This is a genomic window from Actinoallomurus sp. NBC_01490, from assembly GCF_036227085.1.
Classification (GTDB): Bacteria; Actinomycetota; Actinomycetes; order Streptosporangiales; family Streptosporangiaceae; genus Actinoallomurus; species Actinoallomurus oryzae.
In genome coordinates, this window is record NZ_CP109433.1 from 7,839,018 (window position 1) to 7,858,602 (window position 19,585).

General features: G+C 71.8%; 17 protein-coding genes and 1 pseudogene. 5 read left to right on the forward strand and 13 right to left on the reverse strand.

What is annotated here, in order from left to right:
- Positions 1-53: 53 nt before the first annotated feature.
- The 8 genes from OG417_RS36130 to OG417_RS36165 form a co-directional block, all read right to left on the reverse strand.
- Positions 54-431 (reverse strand): hypothetical protein, encoded by a 378-nt coding sequence (locus OG417_RS36130; RefSeq protein WP_329238612.1) that lies wholly within the window; start codon positions 429-431, stop codon positions 54-56.
- Positions 432-555: 124 nt separating this feature from the next.
- Positions 556-933, reverse strand: coding sequence for a 4-carboxymuconolactone decarboxylase (gene pcaC, locus OG417_RS36135; RefSeq protein WP_329238615.1), 378 nt, complete (start codon positions 931-933; stop codon positions 556-558).
- A complete protein-coding gene (pcaD, locus tag OG417_RS36140) occupies positions 930-1,676 on the reverse strand; it encodes a 3-oxoadipate enol-lactonase (RefSeq protein WP_329238618.1) in 747 nt (248 codons plus the stop codon). The genes pcaC and pcaD overlap by 4 nt, the downstream gene beginning before the upstream one ends.
- The gene (pcaB, locus tag OG417_RS36145; RefSeq protein ID WP_329238619.1) at positions 1,673-2,914 is read right to left on the reverse strand and encodes a 3-carboxy-cis,cis-muconate cycloisomerase; all 1,242 of its coding nucleotides are present in this window, start codon (positions 2,912-2,914) and stop codon (positions 1,673-1,675) included. Before pcaB ends, pcaD begins: the two co-directional genes overlap by 4 nt.
- Positions 2,904-3,428 carry a protocatechuate 3,4-dioxygenase subunit alpha gene (gene pcaG / locus OG417_RS36150; RefSeq protein WP_329238620.1) on the reverse strand — a complete coding sequence of 175 codons (525 nt, stop codon included), beginning with the start codon at positions 3,426-3,428 and terminating at the stop codon, positions 2,904-2,906. The genes pcaB and pcaG overlap by 11 nt, the downstream gene beginning before the upstream one ends.
- Positions 3,425-4,099: a protocatechuate 3,4-dioxygenase subunit beta gene (gene pcaH, locus OG417_RS36155; RefSeq protein WP_329238623.1), complete on the reverse strand. Its 675-nt coding sequence runs from the start codon at positions 4,097-4,099 to the stop codon at positions 3,425-3,427. The genes pcaG and pcaH overlap by 4 nt, the downstream gene beginning before the upstream one ends.
- Before the next feature lie 53 nt (positions 4,100-4,152).
- Positions 4,153-4,800, reverse strand: coding sequence for a CoA transferase subunit B (locus tag OG417_RS36160; RefSeq protein ID WP_329238626.1), 648 nt, complete (start codon positions 4,798-4,800; stop codon positions 4,153-4,155).
- Between the two features lie 25 nt (positions 4,801-4,825).
- On the reverse strand, positions 4,826-5,596 hold the full coding sequence (locus tag OG417_RS36165; protein ID WP_329238629.1) for a CoA transferase subunit A: 771 nt from the start codon (positions 5,594-5,596) through the stop codon (positions 4,826-4,828).
- A 262-nt stretch (positions 5,597-5,858) separates the two neighbouring features.
- On the opposite strand from OG417_RS36165, the gene OG417_RS36170 reads away from it, so the two are divergent.
- Positions 5,859-6,824 (forward strand): cation diffusion facilitator family transporter, encoded by a 966-nt coding sequence (locus OG417_RS36170; RefSeq protein ID WP_329238633.1) that lies wholly within the window; start codon positions 5,859-5,861, stop codon positions 6,822-6,824.
- A gap of 82 nt (positions 6,825-6,906) precedes the next feature.
- Positions 6,907-10,773, forward strand: coding sequence for an ATP-dependent RNA helicase HrpA (gene hrpA, locus OG417_RS36175; protein ID WP_329238636.1), 3,867 nt, complete (start codon positions 6,907-6,909; stop codon positions 10,771-10,773).
- Between the two features lie 93 nt (positions 10,774-10,866).
- Here hrpA and OG417_RS36180 read toward each other — a convergent pair whose 3' ends face one another.
- Positions 10,867-12,315, reverse strand: coding sequence for a flavin-containing monooxygenase (locus OG417_RS36180; protein ID WP_329238639.1), 1,449 nt, complete (start codon positions 12,313-12,315; stop codon positions 10,867-10,869).
- An 82-nt stretch (positions 12,316-12,397) separates the two neighbouring features.
- Between OG417_RS36180 and OG417_RS36185 the strand changes: the two genes are divergently transcribed.
- Positions 12,398-12,991 (forward strand): TetR/AcrR family transcriptional regulator, encoded by a 594-nt coding sequence (locus OG417_RS36185; RefSeq protein WP_329238642.1) that lies wholly within the window; start codon positions 12,398-12,400, stop codon positions 12,989-12,991.
- Between the two features lie 164 nt (positions 12,992-13,155).
- On the opposite strand, the pseudogene OG417_RS54545 reads toward OG417_RS36185, so the two are convergent.
- Positions 13,156-13,656: pseudogene (locus OG417_RS54545) on the reverse strand (outer membrane protein assembly factor BamB family protein); the annotation flags it as partial.
- 386 nt (positions 13,657-14,042) lie between these two features.
- Between OG417_RS54545 and OG417_RS36190 the strand changes: the two are divergent.
- Positions 14,043-15,959: an ABC transporter ATP-binding protein gene (locus tag OG417_RS36190; protein ID WP_329238646.1), complete on the forward strand. Its 1,917-nt coding sequence runs from the start codon at positions 14,043-14,045 to the stop codon at positions 15,957-15,959.
- A 52-nt stretch (positions 15,960-16,011) separates the two neighbouring features.
- On the opposite strand, the gene OG417_RS36195 is transcribed toward OG417_RS36190, so the two are convergent.
- The 3 genes from OG417_RS36195 to OG417_RS36205 form a co-directional block, all read right to left on the reverse strand.
- A complete protein-coding gene (locus OG417_RS36195) occupies positions 16,012-16,473 on the reverse strand; it encodes a hypothetical protein (RefSeq protein WP_329238649.1) in 462 nt (153 codons plus the stop codon).
- Positions 16,474-16,726: 253 nt separating this feature from the next.
- On the reverse strand, positions 16,727-17,308 hold the full coding sequence (locus OG417_RS36200; RefSeq protein ID WP_442875594.1) for a TetR/AcrR family transcriptional regulator: 582 nt from the start codon (positions 17,306-17,308) through the stop codon (positions 16,727-16,729).
- The gene (locus tag OG417_RS36205) at positions 17,271-18,818 is read right to left on the reverse strand and encodes an FAD-dependent monooxygenase (protein ID WP_329238654.1); all 1,548 of its coding nucleotides are present in this window, start codon (positions 18,816-18,818) and stop codon (positions 17,271-17,273) included. Before OG417_RS36205 ends, OG417_RS36200 begins: the two co-directional genes overlap by 38 nt.
- Before the next feature lie 87 nt (positions 18,819-18,905).
- Here OG417_RS36205 and OG417_RS36210 point away from each other — a divergent pair, with 87 nt between their 5' ends.
- Positions 18,906-19,550 carry a TetR family transcriptional regulator gene (locus tag OG417_RS36210; RefSeq protein ID WP_329238657.1) on the forward strand — a complete coding sequence of 215 codons (645 nt, stop codon included), beginning with the start codon at positions 18,906-18,908 and terminating at the stop codon, positions 19,548-19,550.
- Positions 19,551-19,585 lie beyond the last annotated feature (35 nt).

The window sequence follows — 19,585 nt, forward strand, 5'->3', positions numbered from 1 at the left end:
ATAAGCGGCGTCCCGCCGCACCGGACCGGTGGGACGGGACGCCGTCACTCGGATCAGTTGGCGCTGATGTCGAGCGCCTTCATGATCAGGTCCAGCTTGCGATCCTGGCTCGCGAGCTGCTGGTCCTGCGCGTCGAAGCGCTGGTCGATCTCGGTGAACCGCTGGTCGATCTCGGTGAAGCGGTTTTCGTGGCGCATCTGGGTGACGCGCATCTCCTTGAGCTGGTCGCCGAGACCCGCGATGCCCGCGTCCAGCTCGTTGAGACGGTTGTCGTGACGCATCTGGGTCGCCCTGACCGTCGTCAGGCTCTGGCTGAGGTCGGTGAGCTTCTTGCCGTGTTCGCCCTGCGCCTTACGGATGTCGTCCAGCATGCCGTAGATGGCGTTGACGTCGTTGTAGAGCTGCTGGATCTTGCGCTCGGCTTCGGCCATGAGCATGACCCTATCTCCCCTCTGTCGCGTCTCCCGGGGGGTTCCGGAGACTCGGTCAGACACCCCGGCGAGTACGGAGTGCGTCGGGGATATTACGGGGAGTAAAGGCGCGAAGGGAAATCGATCACTCACCTTCAGTGATCACGCCGTCCTCGATCAGGACGCGCTGGGCGACGGCGAAGGCGGCGTTGGCGGCGGGCACGCCGCAGTACACCGCGGTCTGCAGCAGCACCTCCTTGATCTCGTCGGCGCTGAGGCCGTTGCGCACCGCCGCGCGCACGTGCATCGCCAGCTCCTCCAGGTGGCCCCGCGCGACCAGGGCGGTCAGAGTGATGCAGCTGCGGGTGCGCCGGTCCAGCAGCGGCCGGGTCCAGATCTCCCCCCAGGCGTACCGGGTGATGAAGTCCTGGAAGTCGGCGGTGAACCCGGTCTTGCGCGCCTCGGCCCGGTCCACGTGAGCGTCGCCGAGCACCTCACGGCGCACCGTCATTCCGTCACTCATGGCGTCCTTTCGAGATGGCGGAGCATCGCGTGTGTCACCGGCTCCGGTCGTTCGAGGTTGGCGAGGTGGGCGGCGCCCGGGACGACGACGAGCCTCGCGCCGGGAATGCCCGTGGCGAGCGCCTCGGCGTGCGACAGCGGCGTGGCGACGTCCTCGGCCCCGGCGACGACCAGTGTCGGCGCGCTCACCTCACCGAGCCGGTCGCGCGCGTCGAAGGCGGCGAGCGCCTCACAGCAGGCCGCGTAGCCCTCCGCGTCGACGTGCGCGAGCATCGCCCGTGCGGCCGCGGTCCCGGCGTACGCCGGCGTGAACCACCGGCCGAGGAAGGTGTCCGCGAGCGGCTCCAGCCCGCCGGCGCGCACTTTCGCGGCCCGGTCGTGCCAGGCGGCGGGGTCGCCGAAGCGCGCCGACGTGCAGCACAGCACGAGGCTCGTGATCCGCTCGGGGTGCTCGACGCCCAGGGTGGTGCCGATCGCCCCGCCGAGCGAGACGCCGCCGTAGGCCACCTTCTCCAGGCCGAGCGCGTCGAGGAGGCCGGCCACCGCCGCGGCGAAGTCGCCGATCGTGCCGTGGATGACGCCGGAGCCGCCGTGGCCCGGCAGGTCGTAGCGGAGCACCCGCCAGGCTTCGGTCAGCGCGGCGAGCTGCGGCTCCCACAGGTCCATGGTCGTGCCGAGCGACGGTCCGAGAACGAGGACGGGCGCGTCGTCCGGCCCGTCGAACCGGTGCCGCAGCCGCGTCATGAGTCCGTCTCCCCGGTGTAGGCCGCGAGGGCGCGGTCGACGAGTTCGGCCGCCGGGCCGACGGCGCCGGCCGGGTCGATCCCGCCGGGGACCAGGTCGCGCAGCGGGCGGCCCTCGCGCAGGGCCGCGGCGACCGCGCGGTCGGCCTCGGCGCGGCCGACCGCGCGCGCCAGTGTCGCGGCGACGTGTTCGGACAGCAGCTCGTCGCGCAGGTTCGCCCGCATCCGGTCCGGGAAGACCTCCAGCCCGCCGGCGAGCTCGGCCGCGGTCTCGGCCGCGCCGCCGGTCAGCCGCAGGGCGTCGTTCAGCGGCAGCCATTCGGCGTGCCACTCCCCCGCGGGCCGCTCCAGCGCCGCCGCCTGCGAGGCGAACAGGACCTGCGCGTACGCCGGCACGCGCAGCGCGGCGGAGCGGATCATGGTGGCGAGCACCGGGTTGCGCTTGTGCGGCATGGCCGACGAGCCACCGCGGCCGGGCGCGGCCGGCTCGGCGACCTCGCCGATCTCGGTCTGGGCGAGCGTGACGACGTCGGTCGCGAGCTTGCCGAGCGCGCCCGCGACCAGGGCCAGCGCGGCGCCCAGCTCGGCGACCGGCGCGCGGAGCGTGTGCCAGGGCAGGACCGCCTCGGCCAGGCCGGTCTCCTCGGCGAACACCGGCAGCAGCTCGGTGGTGCCGTACGCCGCCATCGTCCCGGCGGCGCCGCCGAGCTGCGCGGGCAGGCGTACGCCCGCGAGCGCCTCGCGCGCCCGCGCGACCGCGGTCAGCCAGCCGGCCGCGCGCAGCCCGAAGGTCGTCGGCACGGCCTGCTGCCCGAACGTGCGGCCGGCCATCGGCGTCTCACGGTGCTCCCGGGCGAGCCCGGCCAGGGCGTCGGCGGTGCGCGCGAGGTCGGCCAGGATGATCCGCCGCGTACGGTCGGCGACCAGCATGGCGGCGGTGTCCATGATGTCCTGGCTCGTCGCTCCGCGGTGGACGTGTTCACCGGCGGACTCGCGCAGGTCGGCGACCAGCGGGACGACCGGGTTGCCGGCGCCGCGCGCCCGCACGGCCAGGTCGTCCAGGTCGACGTGCGCGGCGAGGATCGCCTCGGCGACACCCTCGGGGACCAGGCCGAGGCGCGCCTGGGCGCGGGCGAGGGCCGCCTCGGCGTCCAGCAGCGCGCGCAACCAGGCCTCGCCGGAGGTGGCCTTCTCCGCGGCGGTGCCGGCGGCGACCGGCGAGAGCAGGTCAGACGGCAAAGAAAACGGTCTCCTGTCCGCCCTGGAGATGGACGTCGAAACGGTAGGACCGCTCGTGCTCGCGAACGGCGACGAGCGTGTCGCGCCGCTCCGCCGGCACCCCGGCCAGGACCGGGTCGCCGGCGTTCCCCGGCTCACCGGGAAAGTAGATCCGGGTGATGACCGGCTTGAGCAGGCCGCGCGCGAACACGAGCAGGGCGATGTACGGGGTGGGCCCGCCCGGTTTCAGCGTGGAGAACCAGTAGTGCCCGGCGGCGTCGGTGCCGCAGCGGCCGAAGCCGGCGAAGTCGTGCCCGTCGCGGGCCAGCGCGCCGACCGCGCGCGGCACCTCGCCGTCGGGGCCGGCCTGCCAGATCTCCAGGAGGGCGTCGGGCAGCGGCTCGCCCGCGCCGTCGAAGACGGTGCCGTGGATCCGGATGGCGTCGGGGCGCCACTCGGGCACCACGCGCGGGCCGTCGCCGTACGGGAGGGCGTAGCCGAAGAACGGGCCGACGGTCTGCGAAGGCGTTGTCATGAGTCCTCCGTCGGGGTCGCGCCGAGGACGATGTCCCACTGGTAGCCCAGCGCCCACTCCGGGACGGTCGTGTCCATGTCGAGGCGGGAGATCAGGCGCTCCTTGGCCTTCTCGTCCGCGATCGAGCCGAAGATCGGGTCGAAGGCGAACAGCGGGTCGCCCGGGAAGTACATCTGGGTGACGAGCCGCTGGGTGAAGGCGGTGCCGAACACCGAGAAGTGGATGTGCGCGGGACGCCAGGCGTTGTGGTGGTTCCGCCAGGGGTAGGCGCCCGGCTTGATCGTGACGAACCGGTACCGCCCCTCGTCGTCGGTCAGGCAGCGGCCGGCGCCGGTGAAGTTGGGGTCGAGCGGCGCCGGGTGCTGGTCGCGCGCGTGGATGTAGCGGCCGGCGGCGTTGGCCTGCCAGACCTCCACCAGCGTGTTCGGCACCGGGCGCCCGGAGGAGTCGAGCACGCGGCCGGTGACGACGATGCGTTCGCCCAGCGGCTCACCGCGGTGCTGCCGGGTCAGGTCGTTGTCGAGGGTGCCGAGTTCGGCGTGGCCGAACACCGGGCTGGACAGCTCGATGGCGTCCGGCCCGTACGCGGGCATGACCAGCGGCTGCGACGGCGCCCGCAGCGCGGTGCTCTGGTACGCGGGGTGGAGGTAGGGAGGATGCGGATCGCTCACGGAGTCTCCTTCGTCGGTCCGGGGACGGGAAGCCGTCGGTTGTCGTGTCACCGTCACGACCCGCCGGCGCGGGCGGCGGCGAGCGGCGGATCGGTGCGTTCACGGATCTCCTGCTCGCTCACCCCCGGCGCGGTCTCGACGAGGACGAGCCCGTCCGGGGTGACGTCGATGACGCCCAGGTCCGTGATGATCCGCTGGACGCAGGCACGGCCGGTGAGCGGCAGGGTGCAGTCCTTGACGATCTTTGGGTTGCCGTCCCGGTCGGTGTGGCTCATGACGACGATCAGCCTGCGGGCGCCGTGGACGAGGTCCATCGCGCCGCCCATGCCCTTGATCATCTTTCCGGGGACCGCCCAGTTGGCGAGGTCGCCACGGGCCGAGACCTGCATCGCGCCGAGCACCGCGACGTCCACGTGTCCGCCGCGGATCATGCCGAACGACAGCGAGGAGTCGAAGTAGGACGCCCCGGGCCGTACGGTGACGGTCTCCTTGCCCGCGTTGATCAGGTCAGGGTCGACCTCGTCCTCGGCCGGGTACGGACCGACGCCCAGCACGCCGTTCTCCGAATGGATCACCACGTCGACCCCGGCCGGCAGGTACCCGGGGATCAGCGTCGGCAGCCCGATGCCCAGGTTGACGTACATCCCGTCCGCCAGTTCCTTCGCCGCACGCTCGGCGATCTGCTCCCTGGACCAGCTCACTGGTCGTTCACCCCCTCACTCCGGCTCACTGGTCGTTCGCCCCCCTCACCCGCGTCACCGTCCGCTTCTCGATGGGCTTGTCGGCGGCCTGCTCCGGGGTCAGGGCGACGACGCGCTGGACGAAGATGCCGGGCAGGTGGACCTCGTCCGGATCGAGGGCGTCGACGAGCTCCTCGACCTCGGCGACCGCGGTGCGCGCGGCCATCGCGCACAGGGGGTTGAAGTTACGCGTGGAGCGGTGGAAGACCAGGTTGCCGTGCCGGTCACCGCGAGCGGCGCGGACGAGCGCGAAGTCGGTGGTGATGCTCTCCTCCAGGACGTACTCCCGGCCGCCGAACTCGCGGACCTCCTTGGGCGGTGAGGCCACCGCGACCTCGCCGTCCGGGCCGTACCGCCAGGGCAGCCCGCCCTCGGCGACCATCGTGCCGACGCCGGCCGGGGTGTAGAAGGCGGGGATGCCGCAGCCGCCCGCGCGCAGCTTCTCCGACAGCGTTCCCTGCGGAATCAGCTCCAGCTCGATCTCCCCGCCGAGGTAACGGCGGGCGAGCTCCTTGTTCTCCCCGACGTACGACCCCCGCGCGCGGGTGATGCGGCCGGCGTCGAGGAGGCGTCCGAGGCCGAGGCCGATGGTCCCGCAGTTGTTCGAGACGATCGACAGCTCCGCGGCGCCCGTGGCGTACACCGCCTCGATCAGGGTGAGCGGCACGCCGCACAGCCCGAACCCGCCGACGGCGATCGACGCGCCGTCGCCGATGTCCGCGACCGCCTCCGCCGCCGAGGAGATCACCTTGTCCATGCCCACCACCCTGCCAAGCCGTCCGAGCCGCTCCTGCCCATTCTTCCGCTCAGCGGAAAAGACGTGATCGCGGCGGAGCGGTTCGCGAAGGACGTCCGTAACACGTCGCAGGTCCGGGCACCGACGCCCCCGGGATCGCGCCACCCCCTTGGTACCGTCGAATCGGTGGCGGGACTGAGGAGGACACACCCATGCAGCGGGCCGACGAGCCACGTGAGGCGACCGGCGGAAGCCGGCCCGCCGGGGACGCCCGGCCGACGCCGTGACCGGCGCACACGACCACGACGGCGGCGGCGGTCACGGGCACACCCACGGGGTGAGCGCCGACTCCGACAAGCGCCTGCTCACCGCCGCGCTCGCGCTGATCCTGGCGTTCATGGCCGGCGAGATCGTCGTCGGTGTCCTCGCCCGTTCGATCGCCCTGATCTCCGACGCGGCGCACATGCTCACCGACGCCGCCTCGATCGCCCTGGCGCTGGTGGCCATGCGCCTGGCGGCCCGGCCCCCGCGCGGCGGTTACACCTACGGCCTCACCCGCGCCGAGATCCTGTCCGCGCAGGCCAACGGGATCACCCTGCTGGTGCTGTCGGCGTGGCTGACCTACGAGGCGGTCCGGCGGCTGATCCACCCGCCGGAGGTGACCGGCGGGATGGTGCTCGGCACGGCCCTCGCCGGGGTGGTGATCAACCTGGGGGCGAGCTGGCTCATCGGCCGGGCCAACCGCGACAGCCTCAACGTCGAGGGCGTCTTCCAGCACATCGTGACCGACCTGTACGCCTTCATCGCCACCGCGGTCGCCGGGCTCGTCGTGATCCTGACCGGCTTCGGGCGGGCGGACGCGATCGCCTCGCTGATCGTCGTCGCCCTGATGGTCAAGGCCGGCGCCGGGCTCGTACGCGACTCGGGACGGATCTTCCTGGAGGCCGCGCCCGCCGGGCTCTCGCCGGAGCGGATCGGGCAGGCTTTGGCCCGCCGCCCTCACGTCGTCGAGGTGCACGACCTGCACATCTGGCAGATCACCTCGGGCATGCCCGCGGCCTCGGCCCACGTGCTCGTCGCCCTCGGCGAGGACTGCCATGCCGTACGCCACGACCTGGAGCACGTGCTGGAGCAGGACTACCAGATTCACCACACGACACTTCAGGTCGACCACGCGTCGGAGCAGCTCCTGACCATCGAGCGACGGCACTGCGACGACCCGCACGGCCCCGCCCACCGGAGAAATTGAGTGGCGGAGCGTCGCGCGATGGGGCACCGTGGAGGTCCCAGGTACCGGGCGGTCCGGACGCTTGCCTATTCTCTGCGGGTGTATGAGATCTTCGCTTTCTGACGTGCGGTCACGGCTGCCCGAGCTGATGCTCCGCGACCAGCATCGGCTGCGCCGCCGTCTCAACGACATCCGTGGCGAACGCGACGCGGCCGCGCGTGGGAACCTGCTCGACAGGGTCACCGCCGACCTCGAAGCCGCCGAGCTGCGGGTCGCGCTGCGCCGCGACGCGGTACCCGAGGTGACCTACCCCGAGGCCCTGCCGGTCAGCCGCCGCAAGGACGAGATTCGCGACGCGATCGAGAACAACCAGGTCGTGATCGTCGCCGGGGAGACCGGGTCGGGCAAGACGACGCAGCTCCCGAAGATCTGCCTCGAGCTCGGGCGGGGCGTCAAGGGGCAGATCGGGCACACCCAGCCACGCCGCCTGGCCGCGCGCACGGTCGCCGAGCGGATCGCCGAAGAACTGCACACCACGATCGGCGAGACCGTCGGCTACCAGGTGCGCTTCACCGACCATTCCAGCGACACGACGCTGGTCAAGGTCATGACCGACGGCATCCTGCTGAACGAACTGTCGCGCGACCGCATGCTCCGGCGCTACGACACGTTGATCATCGACGAGGCGCACGAACGCAGCCTCAACATCGACTTCATCCTCGGGTACATCAAGCGCCTGCTCCCCCGGCGGCCCGACCTCAAGGTGATCATCACGTCGGCCACCATCGACCCGGAGCGCTTCTCCCGGCACTTCGGGGACGCGCCGATCGTCGAGGTGTCGGGGCGCACGTACCCGGTGGAGGTGCGGTACCGGCCGGTCGAGGAGGACGACGACCCGACCCAGGCCATCCTCGACGCGGTGGACGAGCTCGCCCTCGAACCCCCGGGCGACGTACTGGTCTTCCTGTCCGGCGAGCGGGAGATCCGCGACACCGCCGACGCCCTGGACAAGCACGCCAGGGGAAAGAACGCCTGGGAGGTCCTGCCGCTGTACGCCCGGCTGTCGGCCGCCGAGCAGCACCGCGTTTTCCAACCGCACGCCGGGCGCCGGATCGTGCTGGCCACCAACGTCGCGGAGACGTCGCTGACGGTCCCGGGCATCAAGTACGTGATCGACCCGGGCACCGCGCGGATCTCCCGCTACAGCCACCGTACGAAGGTGCAGCGGCTGCCGATCGAACCCGTGTCGCAGGCCTCGGCCAACCAGCGCAAGGGCCGCTGCGGGCGCGTCTCGGAGGGCGTGTGCATCCGGCTCTACTCCGAGGAGGACTTCCTCGCGCGGCCGGAGTTCACCGACGCGGAGATCCTGCGGACCAACCTCGCCTCGGTCATCCTGCAGATGACCAGCCTGGGCATCGGCGACATCCTCGACTTCCCGTTCATCGACCCGCCCGACCGGCGCAACGTCAAGGACGGCGTCGCGCTGCTGGAGGAGCTCGGCGCCCTGTCGTCGGGGAAGCTGACGTCGCTGGGCCGCAAGCTCGCCCAGCTCCCGGTCGACCCGCGCCTGGCCCGGATGGTGCTGGAGGCCGACCGCAACGGCTGCGTACGCGAGGTCATGGTGATCGCCGCCGCGCTGTCCATCCAGGACCCGCGCGAACGGCCCGCCGACCGGCGGCAGGCGGCCGACGAGAAGCACGCGCGGTTCGCCGACAAGGAGTCGGACTTCCTCGCCTACCTCAACCTGTGGGAGTACCTCCGCGAGCGGCAGAAGGAGCTGTCGGGCAACCAGTTCCGCCGGCTGTGCAAGCAGGAGTTCCTGCACTACCTGCGCGTCCGTGAGTGGCAGGACATCTACGGCCAGCTCCGGCAGGTCGGCCGCGACCTCGGCGTCACCCTCAACACCGCGCCCGCGGACCCACGCCAGGTGCACGTCTCGCTGCTCGCCGGGCTGCTGTCGCACATCGGCCTGCTGGACGAGCCGAAGAAGGACGCCAGGAAGGACGGCCGGCGCGGCCCGCGCGAGTACGACGGCGCGCGCAGCGCCCGGTTCGCCCTCTTCCCGGCGTCCGCCCTGGCCAAGAAGCCGCCGCGCTGGGTGATGGCGGCCGAGCTGGTGGAGACCTCGCGGCTGTGGGCGCGCATCGCCGCCCGCATCGAGCCGGAGTGGGTCGAGCCGCTGGCCGGGCACCTGGTCAAGCGCACCTACAGCGAGCCGCACTGGGAGAAGAAACAGGGCGCCGTGATGGCCTACGAAAAGGTCACGCTGTACGGCGTGCCGATCGTGGCCGAGCGCAAGGTGAACTACGCGCGGATCGAGCCGGAGCTGTGCCGGGAGCTGTTCATCCGCAACGCGCTGGTCGAGGGCGACTGGGACTCCCACCACCGCTTCCTCCGCGACAACCGGCGGCTGCTGGAGGAGGCCGAGGAGCTCGAGCACCGGGCCCGGCGCCGCGACATCGTGGTGGACGACGAGACGCTGTTCGAGTTCTACGACGAACGCGTGCCCGCCTCGGTGGTGTCGGCACGGCACTTCGACTCGTGGTGGAAGAAGGCGCGGCGCGAGACGCCGGACCTGCTGCTGTTCTCCACGTCGATGCTGGTGAACGAGACCGCGGGCGCGGTCACCCGGGAGGACTACCCCGACTCCTGGCAGGCGGACGGGCATCGGCTGCCCCTCTCGTACCAGTTCGAGCCGGGTACGGAGGCCGACGGCGTGACGGTGCGGATCCCGCTGCCGGTGCTCAACCAGGTGGATGCCTCGGGCTTCGACTGGCAGATCCCCGGACTGCGCGAGGACCTGGTCACCGAGCTGATCCGTTCGCTGCCCAAGCGGCTGCGGGTCAACTTCGTCCCGGCGCCGGACGTGGCCCGCAAGGTGCTGGACCGCCTCGACCCGTCGTCGGGCCCGCTGCTGGAGTCGCTGTCGCGCGAGCTGCGCGCGATGACCGGCGTGGACGTCCCGGCCTCGGCGTGGGACCTGTCACGGGTGCCGGACCACCTGAAGATCACCTACCGGGTGGTGGACCGGCGCGACACGCTCGCCGAAGGCAAGGACCTGGACGAGCTGAAGCGCCGCCTCGCCCCGAAGGTGTCGGCCACGCTGGCGCGGGCGTCGGACGCGATCGAACGCCAGGGCCTGCGCACCTGGGACTTCGGCACGCTGCCCCGGGTGCACGAGCGCGGCCGGGTCAGGGCGTACCCGGCGCTGGCCGACGAGGGCGACAGCGTCGCGATCCGCACGTACGCGACCGAGGCGGAGCAGGCACGGTCGATGTGGCGCGGGACGCGGCGGCTGGTGCTGCTGAACTCCCCCTCGCCGGCGAAGGTGTTGCAGTCGAAACTGTCGAACCAGGCCAAACTGGTGCTGAGCACGACGCCGCACGGCAGCGTGGCCGCGCTGCTGGACGACTGCGCGGCCTGCGCCGCCGACAGACTGATCACCAGGGCCGGCGGTCCGGCGTGGGACGAGGCGGGTTTCACGCGCCTGAAAGACCACGTGCGCGCCGAGCTCTTCGACACGACGGCGATCGTGTTCAACCACGCCCAGCGCATCCTGGCCGAGTGGCAGGAGGTCGAGGCAAGGCTGAAGACCACGACGAGCCCGACGCTGGCCCCGTCGGTGAACGACATCCGCGCCCAGCTGGGCCGTCTGATCTTCCCCGGCTTCCTGACGGCGGCGGGCTTCCACCGCCTGCCGGACCTCCTGCGCTACCTGCGCGCGATCGTCCGCCGCCTGGACCGCCTGGCGGAGGACTTCCGCCGCGACGCCGAGAAGCTGCGCCAGATCCAGCAGCTGGAGGCACGGTACGTCCGCACCCGCGACGCCCACCCGGCCGAACCGAAGATCCGCGAGGTCCGCTGGATGCTGGAGGAGCTCCGGGTCAGCTTCTTCGCCCAACAGCTCGGCACCGCCTACCCGATCTCAGAGAAGCGCATCCTGAAAGCCCTGAACCAAGCGGCACCGTAAGTGGCGGGCGCAGGTACGCGTGTGTGAGGGTGCCCCTCATCACGCCAGGAGGAGTTGAGGGGCACCCTCGCACACGAGCCGGGGCTCCCGGCGTCAGCGGGACACCTCGTAGTCTCTCCGGCGGGCCTTCCGGGTGCGGGCCCAGTACTCGAAGGTGAAGCCCGGCCACAGTGTGCGGTTGACGCCCTTGTCGTCCAGGTACCAGCTCTTGCAGCCGCCCTCGTTCCACACCGCCTTGCGCAGGCGTCGCTGGAGGCCCCGGTTGAAGCGCCGCTGTGCCTCCGGGCGTACCTCGATGACGTCGGCCTTCTCCTCCGACAGCAGGCGCAGGCAGCTCAGCACGTGCTGGACCTGGGACTCGATCATGAAGACGACCGAGTTGTGGCCGAGCCCGGTGTTGGGGCCCAGGAGCATGAACAGGTTCGGGAAGCCGGCGATCGTGACGCCGTGGTGGGCCTCGATGCCGTCGGCCCAGGCCTCCTGGATCTTCACGCCGCCGCGGCCGACGATGCGCTGTTCGGCCAGGGCGTCGGTGACCCGGAAGCCGGTGCCGTAGATGATGACGTCCACGTCGTGCGCGGTGCCGTCGGCGGTGACCAGGCCGGTCTCGGTGATCTCGGTGATGTCGTCGGTGACGACGTCGACGTGCGGCCGGGACAGGGCCGGATAGTAGTCCGAGGACAGCAGGATGCGCTTGCAGCCGATCGTGTAGTCCGGGGTGACCTTGGCGCGCAGCTCGGGGTCGGGCACCTGGCGGGCGATGTGCACGCGGGCGACCTTCTCCTGCGGCGCCATGAGCTTGGGACTGATCGTGAAGCCGACCGCGCGGGCCTCCAGCACCCAGTAGATCGTGTCGCGGAAGGCCCGGGTCGCACCGGGAACGTGGCGGAACACCGCGCGGGCCCACGCCGGGAAGACGAAGTCGGGTTTCGGCTGGATCCACGGCGGGGTGCGCTGGAACACGCGCAGGCTCGCCGCGCGTTCGGCGACCTTCGGCACGAACTGGATGGCCGACGCGCCGGTGCCGATCACCGCGACCCGCTTGCCGGTCAGGTCGCAGCCGTGGTCCCACTGCGCGGAGTGGAACGCCGTGCCGGTGAAGCGCTCGGCCCCGGGAATGTCCGGCAGCGACGGGACGTGCAGCGCGCCGATGCCCGACACGACCGCCTTGGGGGTGAGCACGGAGCCGTCACCGAGGGCGACGCGCCAGTGGCGCGCCTCCTCGTCCCACTCCAGGGAGTCGACCGCCGCCCCGTACCGGATGTGCGGCGCCAGCCCGTACTTGTCGACACAGCGCCGCAGGTAGGCCCAGATCTCCTCCTGGGGAGCGAACATCCGCGACCAGCCGGGGTTCAGCTCGTACGAGAAGGAGTACATGTGGGAGGGCACGTCGCAGGCGCAGCCCGGGTAGCGGTTGTCGCGCCACGTGCCGCCGAGGTCGTCGTTCTTCTCCAGCACGACGAAGTCGTCGAATCCGGCCTTCTTCAGCTGGATCGCCATGCCGAGGCCGGCGAAGCCCGAGCCGATGATCGCGAGTTTCACGTGACCTCCCGTCCGTGTACCTACCGGCAGTAGGTTACCAACGGTAGGTTACCGGGGGTAGGTCCTGAGATACAGTTCACATGTGGAGACCAAACGTCGCCGCATGACGCGGGCCGAGCGGGAGCGGCAGATGCTCGACGTCGCCGAGGAGGTCTTCGCCACGCAGGGGTACGGCGCGGTGTCCATGGAGGAGATCGCGGTGCGCGTGGGGCTGTCCAAGCCGATGCTGTACGAGTACTTCGGCTCTAAGGAGGGCCTGCTGCTCGCCACCATCGCGCGGGCACGGCGCGAGCTGCGCGAGGCCACCGAGCGGGCGGCGACCGAGGGCGAGACCGCAGAGGACAAGCTCTACCACGGCTACCTCGCCTACTTCCGCTTCAACGAGGCGCACCGCCGCGCATGGCTGGTGCTGCTCCAGGAGCCGGTGCTGCTCGGCGGCGCGGCCGGAGAGATCGAGGCGACGCGCCGGCAGCAGACGGACCTGATCGTCGCGCAGATGGAGTGGCTCGTCCCGGACCGGCCGAGGCGCGACCTGGAGGCGTACGCGGAGATCATCGTCGGCGCCTGCGAACGCCTGGCCCTGTGGCGCATGCGCAACCCGGACGTCACCCCGGAAGAGGCGGCCCGCCAGATGATGGACGTGACCTGGAAGGGCCTGTCCGCGTACAGCGCCTGAGCCAGCCCATGGCCGAGGCGCCGTCCCGCGGCATGTTCGGGTGGTGAAGCACCGCCCGCGGGCTGCTGGCCCGCGTCGGGGTCGACGAGCAGCGTGCCGCCCGGCAGCGGAAGCTCGGCCGACAGTGGTCCGGGCACGTTGCCGGTGGTGAGTCCCGTCGCGGCGTCGATGGCCTGTAAACCGCCGCGGCCGGTCAGGCAGACGGTGTGCGCGGAACAGACGACGAGATTTCGGCCGGTCGCGGGGGCGCCGCGCACACGCGTCCTCCACACTGCCGCGCGGTCCAGATGCCTGAGGTCGTAGGCGGTCACGTGGTCGTCCTGGACCTCGAACAGCCGGCCGTCGAAGGCCGGCGCGGAGTCGGGGAACCGCGTCACCGGGCTCTGCGGCCCTCCGGTGAAGATGAGCCGGCCCGAGGTCATATCGATGCTGCTCACCTGAGCGTCGCCGTAGATGAGCAGCAGCCGGCCGGCCGTCCCCGACGGCAGGACCGGATCCGTGCCACCGCCGTAGACCAGACCGGGGTCGGTGGCCAGGTCGCCCGGAAGGATCTCGGGGACCGCGCCACGGGCCGACGCTCGCGTCCAGCGCTTCCGGCCCGTGCGCCGGTCGACGAGCCGGGTCGTGCCGGCCCGGTCGTCGGCGCACAGCACCGCATCCGACACCAGCCCCTTCGACGCGAAGATATGCCGGTCGCATGCGTCGTAGTTCCAGGCCCGCTAGGTCGCTTCTGCCTCTCTCCCACCGAAACGCCGAATATAGGCCCGACTGGTTCATAAATGGTTTACGTGCGGAGGGAAGCGACAAGACGCCCGCTCGCCGGCCGAGCCGGCCGAAAAGAGGCCCCCACGAAGTCCGATTACTCCTTGTTGCCCAATTATGGCGTTATGTCCGGATAGTGGCCGGGGAACAATCCAGCCATGATGATCGACGCGTTTGGCCTGGCCGACGTCACGTGACGATGCGCCGTCGGCGGCCGGTCAACCGGCCGCCCGGTCGTCCGCGACGCCCGCTGCATCTCCCGGACCAGGACGGCCCGGGACGTCCGCCGGTGGACGGGGCGACGCGGCGGCTCTTCCAGAAGCGCACCGGTCCGGAGGCGGCCGAGCACGGCGCCGAGATGAACCTGCCGCCCTGGCACACACACCTCGCCGCCCTGGCCTCCGCCGGACTCGGCGGGATGACCCGCCGCCTGCCCACGCTGATCGTCGCCGCCGCACGGCTCGCGTGGCGGGCCAGCCCGGCCGACGCGATCATCACCGTCACCCTGCACCTGCTGGCCGGCGTCTTCACCGCGTACGGCCTGCTCGCGACGACCGGGGTGCTCCGGGCGCTGTTCGCCGGCGGCGCGACGCCGGACCGCGTACGCGCGGCGCTGCCCTCGCTCATCCTGGTGGCGGGCGCGACCGCGCTGCGGGCCGCGCTGCAGGCGGGCGCGGGCTGGGCCCAGGCGCGCCTGAAGCCCCGGGTCGACCATCTCGTGGAGAAACGGTTGTTCGACCTGACCACGCGGGTCGACCTGCCGTCCTTCGACGACACCGAGTTCCACGACGCGATGCACCGGGCCCGCGACCGCGGGCTGATGGAGGCGGCGCCCGTGGTCGAGGCCACGATCGACGTCCTCAACGGGATCGTCGGCCTGGTCGCCGCCGCCGGAGCGCTCGGCGTGCTGCATCCGGTGCTGCTGCCCCTGCTGCTGATCACGGCGGTGCCCGACGGCTGGGCGGCGGCGCGCGCGGCTCGCATGCGCTACCTCGCGATCTTCGTGCTCTCGGCGGTACGCCGGCGCAAGTGGATCCTGGCCGACCTGATGGCCGACCGCGACTCGGCGGCGGAGATCCGCGCGTTCACCATGCGCCCGTTCCTCGCCCGCGAACACGACCGGCTCGCCATCCGCGAACGCGACATCCACGTCGAGCTGGCCCGGCGCCAGACCCTCGTACGGATCCTGGGCGACATGGCCGGCGGCGTCGCGACCGGGGCGGTGTACGTCGCGCTCGGCGTGCTGCTCGCCGTCGGCGCCGTGCCCCTCGCCGTGGCCGGCACCGCGGTGCTCGCGATCCGTACCGGGCAGAACTCCCTCGCCGCGCTGTTGTTCGCGGTGAACCGGTGCTACGAGTCCGGCCTGTACTTCTCGGACTACCTGGACTTCTGCGCCGACGCCGAGCGCCGGGTCCCGCCGGCCCGCGACCGGCCGGTGCCGGAGGGCTTCGAAGTGATCACCGCCGAGCACGTCGGCTTCACCTACCCGGGCGCGGACCGCCCCGCGCTGCGCGACGTGTCGGTACGGATCCGCGCGGGCGAGGTCGTGGCACTGGTCGGGGAGAACGGCTCCGGCAAGACCACGCTGGCCAAGATCCTCGCCGGGCTGTACAGCCCGGACGAGGGCGAGGTCCGCTGGGACGGCACTCCCCTGCGCGACGTCGACCTCGACCGGCTCCGGCAGAACGTCGCGATGATCCCGCAGCACTACACGCACTGGCCGATGACCGCGCGGCACAACATCGCCATGGGCCGGGAACCGCACGAGGACCCCATCGCCGACGCCGCCGCGGCCTCCGGCGCCGACGAGGTCATCGCCGCGCTGCCGTACGGGTACGACACGCTGCTGGACCGCCGGTTCAAGGACGGCCACGAGCTGTCCGGCGGCCAGTGGCAGCGCATCGCGGTCGCCCGTGGCTTCTACCGCGACGCTCCGCTGCTCATCTGCGACGAGCCCACCGCGGCCCTCGACGCCCGCGCCGAGCACGCGTTGTTCGAACGCATCCGCGCTCATGCCGACGGCCGTACGGTACTGCTCATCACGCACCGGCTCGCCAGCGTCCGCCACGCCGACCAGGTGTACGTCCTGGACCGCGGCCGCCTGGTCGAACAGGGCCCACCGGCCGAACTCCTCGCGGCAGGCGGCGTCTTCGGCGAGCTGTACGGCCTCCAGGCCCGCGCCTACCGCCTCGACCCGCGTGGTTAGGGCGCGTATCAAAGCCCCGCGGTCCTACCGCGCGGCGCGGTTGGGACGCGCCCTAGTAAGCGCCGCCCAGCGGATCGGCCGCCAGTTCGTAGAGCCTTCTAGCGATGGGGTGCCGCATGCCTGGATCGATGGCTCGGGCGAGCGCCACCAGCTGCCCGGGAGGGAGCAGGGCGCCCTTGCGGGCGGGCTCGCGCAGCCACAGCCTTACCGGCGTGCGGCCTGGCTGCTCGACGACGAGACGGGGGAAGGGATGGGACGACAGGCGCGGCGCGACGCTCTCCGCGCGAACGTGCGCGACGGACAGGTCGTAGTACTTGCGGCCGGTCACCGAGCGTCGGATGAGCACCCGTCCGTCGAGCCAGAACGCTCTGCCGTAGTGCCGGGCCAGGCTCACCACGAAGATCGAGTTGGCGACCACCAGGAACAGGAGGAACAGAACGCCGGGGACCCGCACCATGCCCTCTCCCCAGCTGATGAACATGAGGCTGATCATGGCCAGCATCAGATCGGCCAACACCAGGCATGGGAGCTGACAGCCGAGCAGAACGCCCCATCTCGATCGGGACAGTCCAGCGTCCAGTCGGATCACTCGCCCTCCCCCTTCGAGCGATGATCTTACGGCTCGGCCGACGAGCGGGCGTGCCGAACGGCCCGCTTCACGGGGTCACGCGGTGGGTTCGGCCTCACGGGCGTTGTGCACCGCGTGGCCGAGCGCGCCGAGTCGTTCGCCGTCGGCTCTCAGTGCGTCGACCCGGACGAACGGCAACTCACGCACCGCCCGCGGGCCGGCGGACGTGGGCGGTGAGCAGGCCGACGGCGCCGTCGACGGCCTGCTCGTACGCCTCCGGCGAACCGGCGGCGCGGGCCAGGACGTAACCGCCCTGGAGCACCGCGACCAGCGCGGAGGCCGTGGCCGCCGGGTCGAGCCGGAGGTCCAGTTCGCCGTCCTCGCGGCCCTCCGCCAGCAGCCCGGCCAGCCGGCCGGTGAGCCAGGCGAAGGTCTCCGCGACCGGCCCGCGCAGGTCCGGGTCGCCCATCACCTCCGGGTCCTGGGTGAGGCGGCCGACCGGGCAACCCTTCAGCACGTCGCGTTCGCGCCGCAGGTAGGCGGTGATCCGGTCGACCACGCCGCCGGGCCCGGAGAACTGGGCCTCCGCCCGCGCCCGGAGCTCTTCGGCGCTGCGGCTGATCGCGGCGAGCGCCAGGTCGGGCTTGCCGTGGAAATGGTGGTACATGCTGCCCTGGCCGGCGCCGGACCGCTGCTGGATCGCCTTAGGGCTCGTGCCTACGTACCCGCGCTCCCACAGCAGCTCACGCGCGCTCTCGATCAGTCGTTCCCTGGTGTCCACCCACGGCATCGTACATACCAGTAGGTACAGCCGCCAGGTGACGGTCGATCGCGGCCGGCAGGGTGGCATCGCACGTCGCGGCGTCGTCGGCGGCCCAGCAGACGTATCCGTCGGGACGGACGAGCAGTGCGGCGGCGCTGAGATCGGTGGCGGACTCGGCGCGGACGGTGTCGACGCCGGAGGGAGGCCGGAGGCCGGAGGGGACGATCCCGGCCAGGTCCAGCAGCACGGCGTGCCCGTCCCCGAACAGCGCGGACACCCGGGTGGGGCCGGCGTCGGTGAGGAGGTCGGCGTCCCTCATGCGGCATCCGGTGAGGGGGTGTTCACCCGGCAGGTCGTAACGCAGCGACAGGCCGGACATCAGGCCCGCGAGGTGGCGGTTGGCCTCCGGCAGCCGCAGCAGGTCGGTGAAGATGTCGCGCAGCGCGGCCACGTCCTCGTTCGGCCGCAGGTCGGCCAGTACCCGCTGCGCCGACGTGTGGTGCAGGACTCCGGCTCCCACCGGGTGCCGCTCGGCGTGGTAGGTGTCCAGGAGGCCGTCCGGGGCCCGGCCCTGGATGGTCGCGGCCAGCTTCCAGCCGAGGTTGAACGCGTCCTGCACGCCGGTGTTCAGGCCCTGCCCGCCGAGCGGCGTGTGGATGTGCGCGGCGTCCCCCGCGAACAGCACGTCGCCGACCCGGTACCGCTCCACCTGCCGGGTCGCGTCGGTGAACCGGGAGGCGTTGTCCACCCCGCTCAGCACGGTCTCCTCGCCGTACACGGCACGCAGCGCGGCGGCGATCTCCTCGTGGGTGACCGGGGTGTCCCGGGTGGTCTCCGCCTCGTCCTCCCGGCCGAACGTGAGCCGGTACCGGTCACCGCCGACCGGCACGAGCATGGCCCAGTAGCCGTTCACCTGCCGCGTCAGGTCGCTGATGTGCCCCAACCGCGTCGGTACCAGCGACGACGTCGCGGACAGCCGGACGTCGGCCAGCACGGCGAGACTGTTCCCGGGCCGGCCGGGAAACGGCACCCCGAGGAACTTGCGGACCGTACTCCGGCCGCCGTCGCAGGCCACGAGGTAACGCGCCCGTACGCGCAGACCGTCCGCCGACACGGTCACTCCGTCGCCGCTCCCGCCGACCTCGGTGACCGCGGCGCCGCGCCGGATCCGCGCGCCGCGAGCGGTCGCCCGCTCCTCCAGCACCTCCTCGACCTCCCACTGGGGAATCGAGATCGGATAGGGGTGCCTGGTCTGCCAGGGCGTGCAGTCCAGCGGCACCGGCAGCATCGCGAAGTGGCTCCCGACCCGCTCGCGCGGCAACGCGCGCCGGAGCATCGGCTCCAGGAGCCCGCGCAGCTCCAGCAGTTCGGCGGTGCGGGGCTGGATCGTGCCGCCCTTCACCTGTTCGACACGCCGCGGCAGCTTCTCCAGCACCAGGGTCTCGACCCCGGCCAGTGCCAGCTCGTACGCCAGCGTCAGGCCGGTCGGACCGGCTCCCGCGATGACGACCTCGGTCTCGACGTCCATCGACGCGACCCTCCTTGAGTAGACCTGGTGCAAATATATACCAGGTGCAATTATCGCCCGAGTGCGTACCGCTGCTACCGTGAGGCCGTGACCGAGCAGCCCGGCCTGCGAGAGCGCAAGAAGTTGCGGACCCACGCGGCGATCTCCGAAGCGGCGATCGCCCTGTTCCTCGAACACGGCTTCGACCAGGTCTCGGTGGCCCAGGTCGCCGAGGCCGCCGAGGTGTCCAAGCGCACGCTGTTCGCGTACTTTCCGGCCAAGGAAGACCTCGTGGTGCACCGCTTCGCCGACCACGAGACGGAGAGCGCCCGAGTCGTACGGGCCCGCCCGGCGCACATGACGCCGCTGACCGCCCTGCGTGAGCACTTCCTCGAGGGCCTTCGCGTGCGGGACCCGATCACCGGCATCAACGATCGTCCGGACATCCGCGCTCTCTTCCGGATGGTCCTCGACACGCCGTCCCTGGCCGCCCGGCTGGAGCGCTTCAGGAGTACGGGGGAGCGCACGCTCGCCGAGGCGTTGCGCGAGACGGCGGACACCCCGGACCTCACCGCACGCCTGGCGGCCACTCAGATCGTCGCGGTCCAGTGGACGCTGACCCGGGAGAACGCCGCGCGCCTGGCGTCCGGGGAGACCGCCGACGAGCGGTACGCGGGCGCGGTCGGCGACGCGGAACACGCGTTCGCGCTCCTGGAGAACGGGCTGCGCGAGTTGCCCCGGCGGGCCGGCTGAGAGAACGTCCTACGCCGGGCCGTACGACACGGGTC

Excerpts from the sequence above, each read along its gene's own strand:
- OG417_RS36130 (WP_329238612.1), bottom strand. The coding sequence starts at position 431 with ATGGCCGAAGCCGAGCGCAAGATCCAGCAGCTCTACAACGACGTCAAC.
- pcaC (WP_329238615.1), bottom strand. The coding sequence starts at position 933 with ATGAGTGACGGAATGACGGTGCGCCGTGAGGTGCTCGGCGACGCTCAC.
- pcaD (WP_329238618.1), bottom strand. The coding sequence starts at position 1,676 with ATGACGCGGCTGCGGCACCGGTTCGACGGGCCGGACGACGCGCCCGTC.
- pcaG (WP_329238620.1), bottom strand. The coding sequence starts at position 3,428 with ATGACAACGCCTTCGCAGACCGTCGGCCCGTTCTTCGGCTACGCCCTC.
- OG417_RS36165 (WP_329238629.1), bottom strand. The coding sequence starts at position 5,596 with ATGGACAAGGTGATCTCCTCGGCGGCGGAGGCGGTCGCGGACATCGGC.
- hrpA (WP_329238636.1), top strand. The coding sequence starts at position 6,907 with ATGAGATCTTCGCTTTCTGACGTGCGGTCACGGCTGCCCGAGCTGATG.
- OG417_RS36205 (WP_329238654.1), bottom strand. The coding sequence starts at position 18,818 with ATGGACGTCGAGACCGAGGTCGTCATCGCGGGAGCCGGTCCGACCGGC.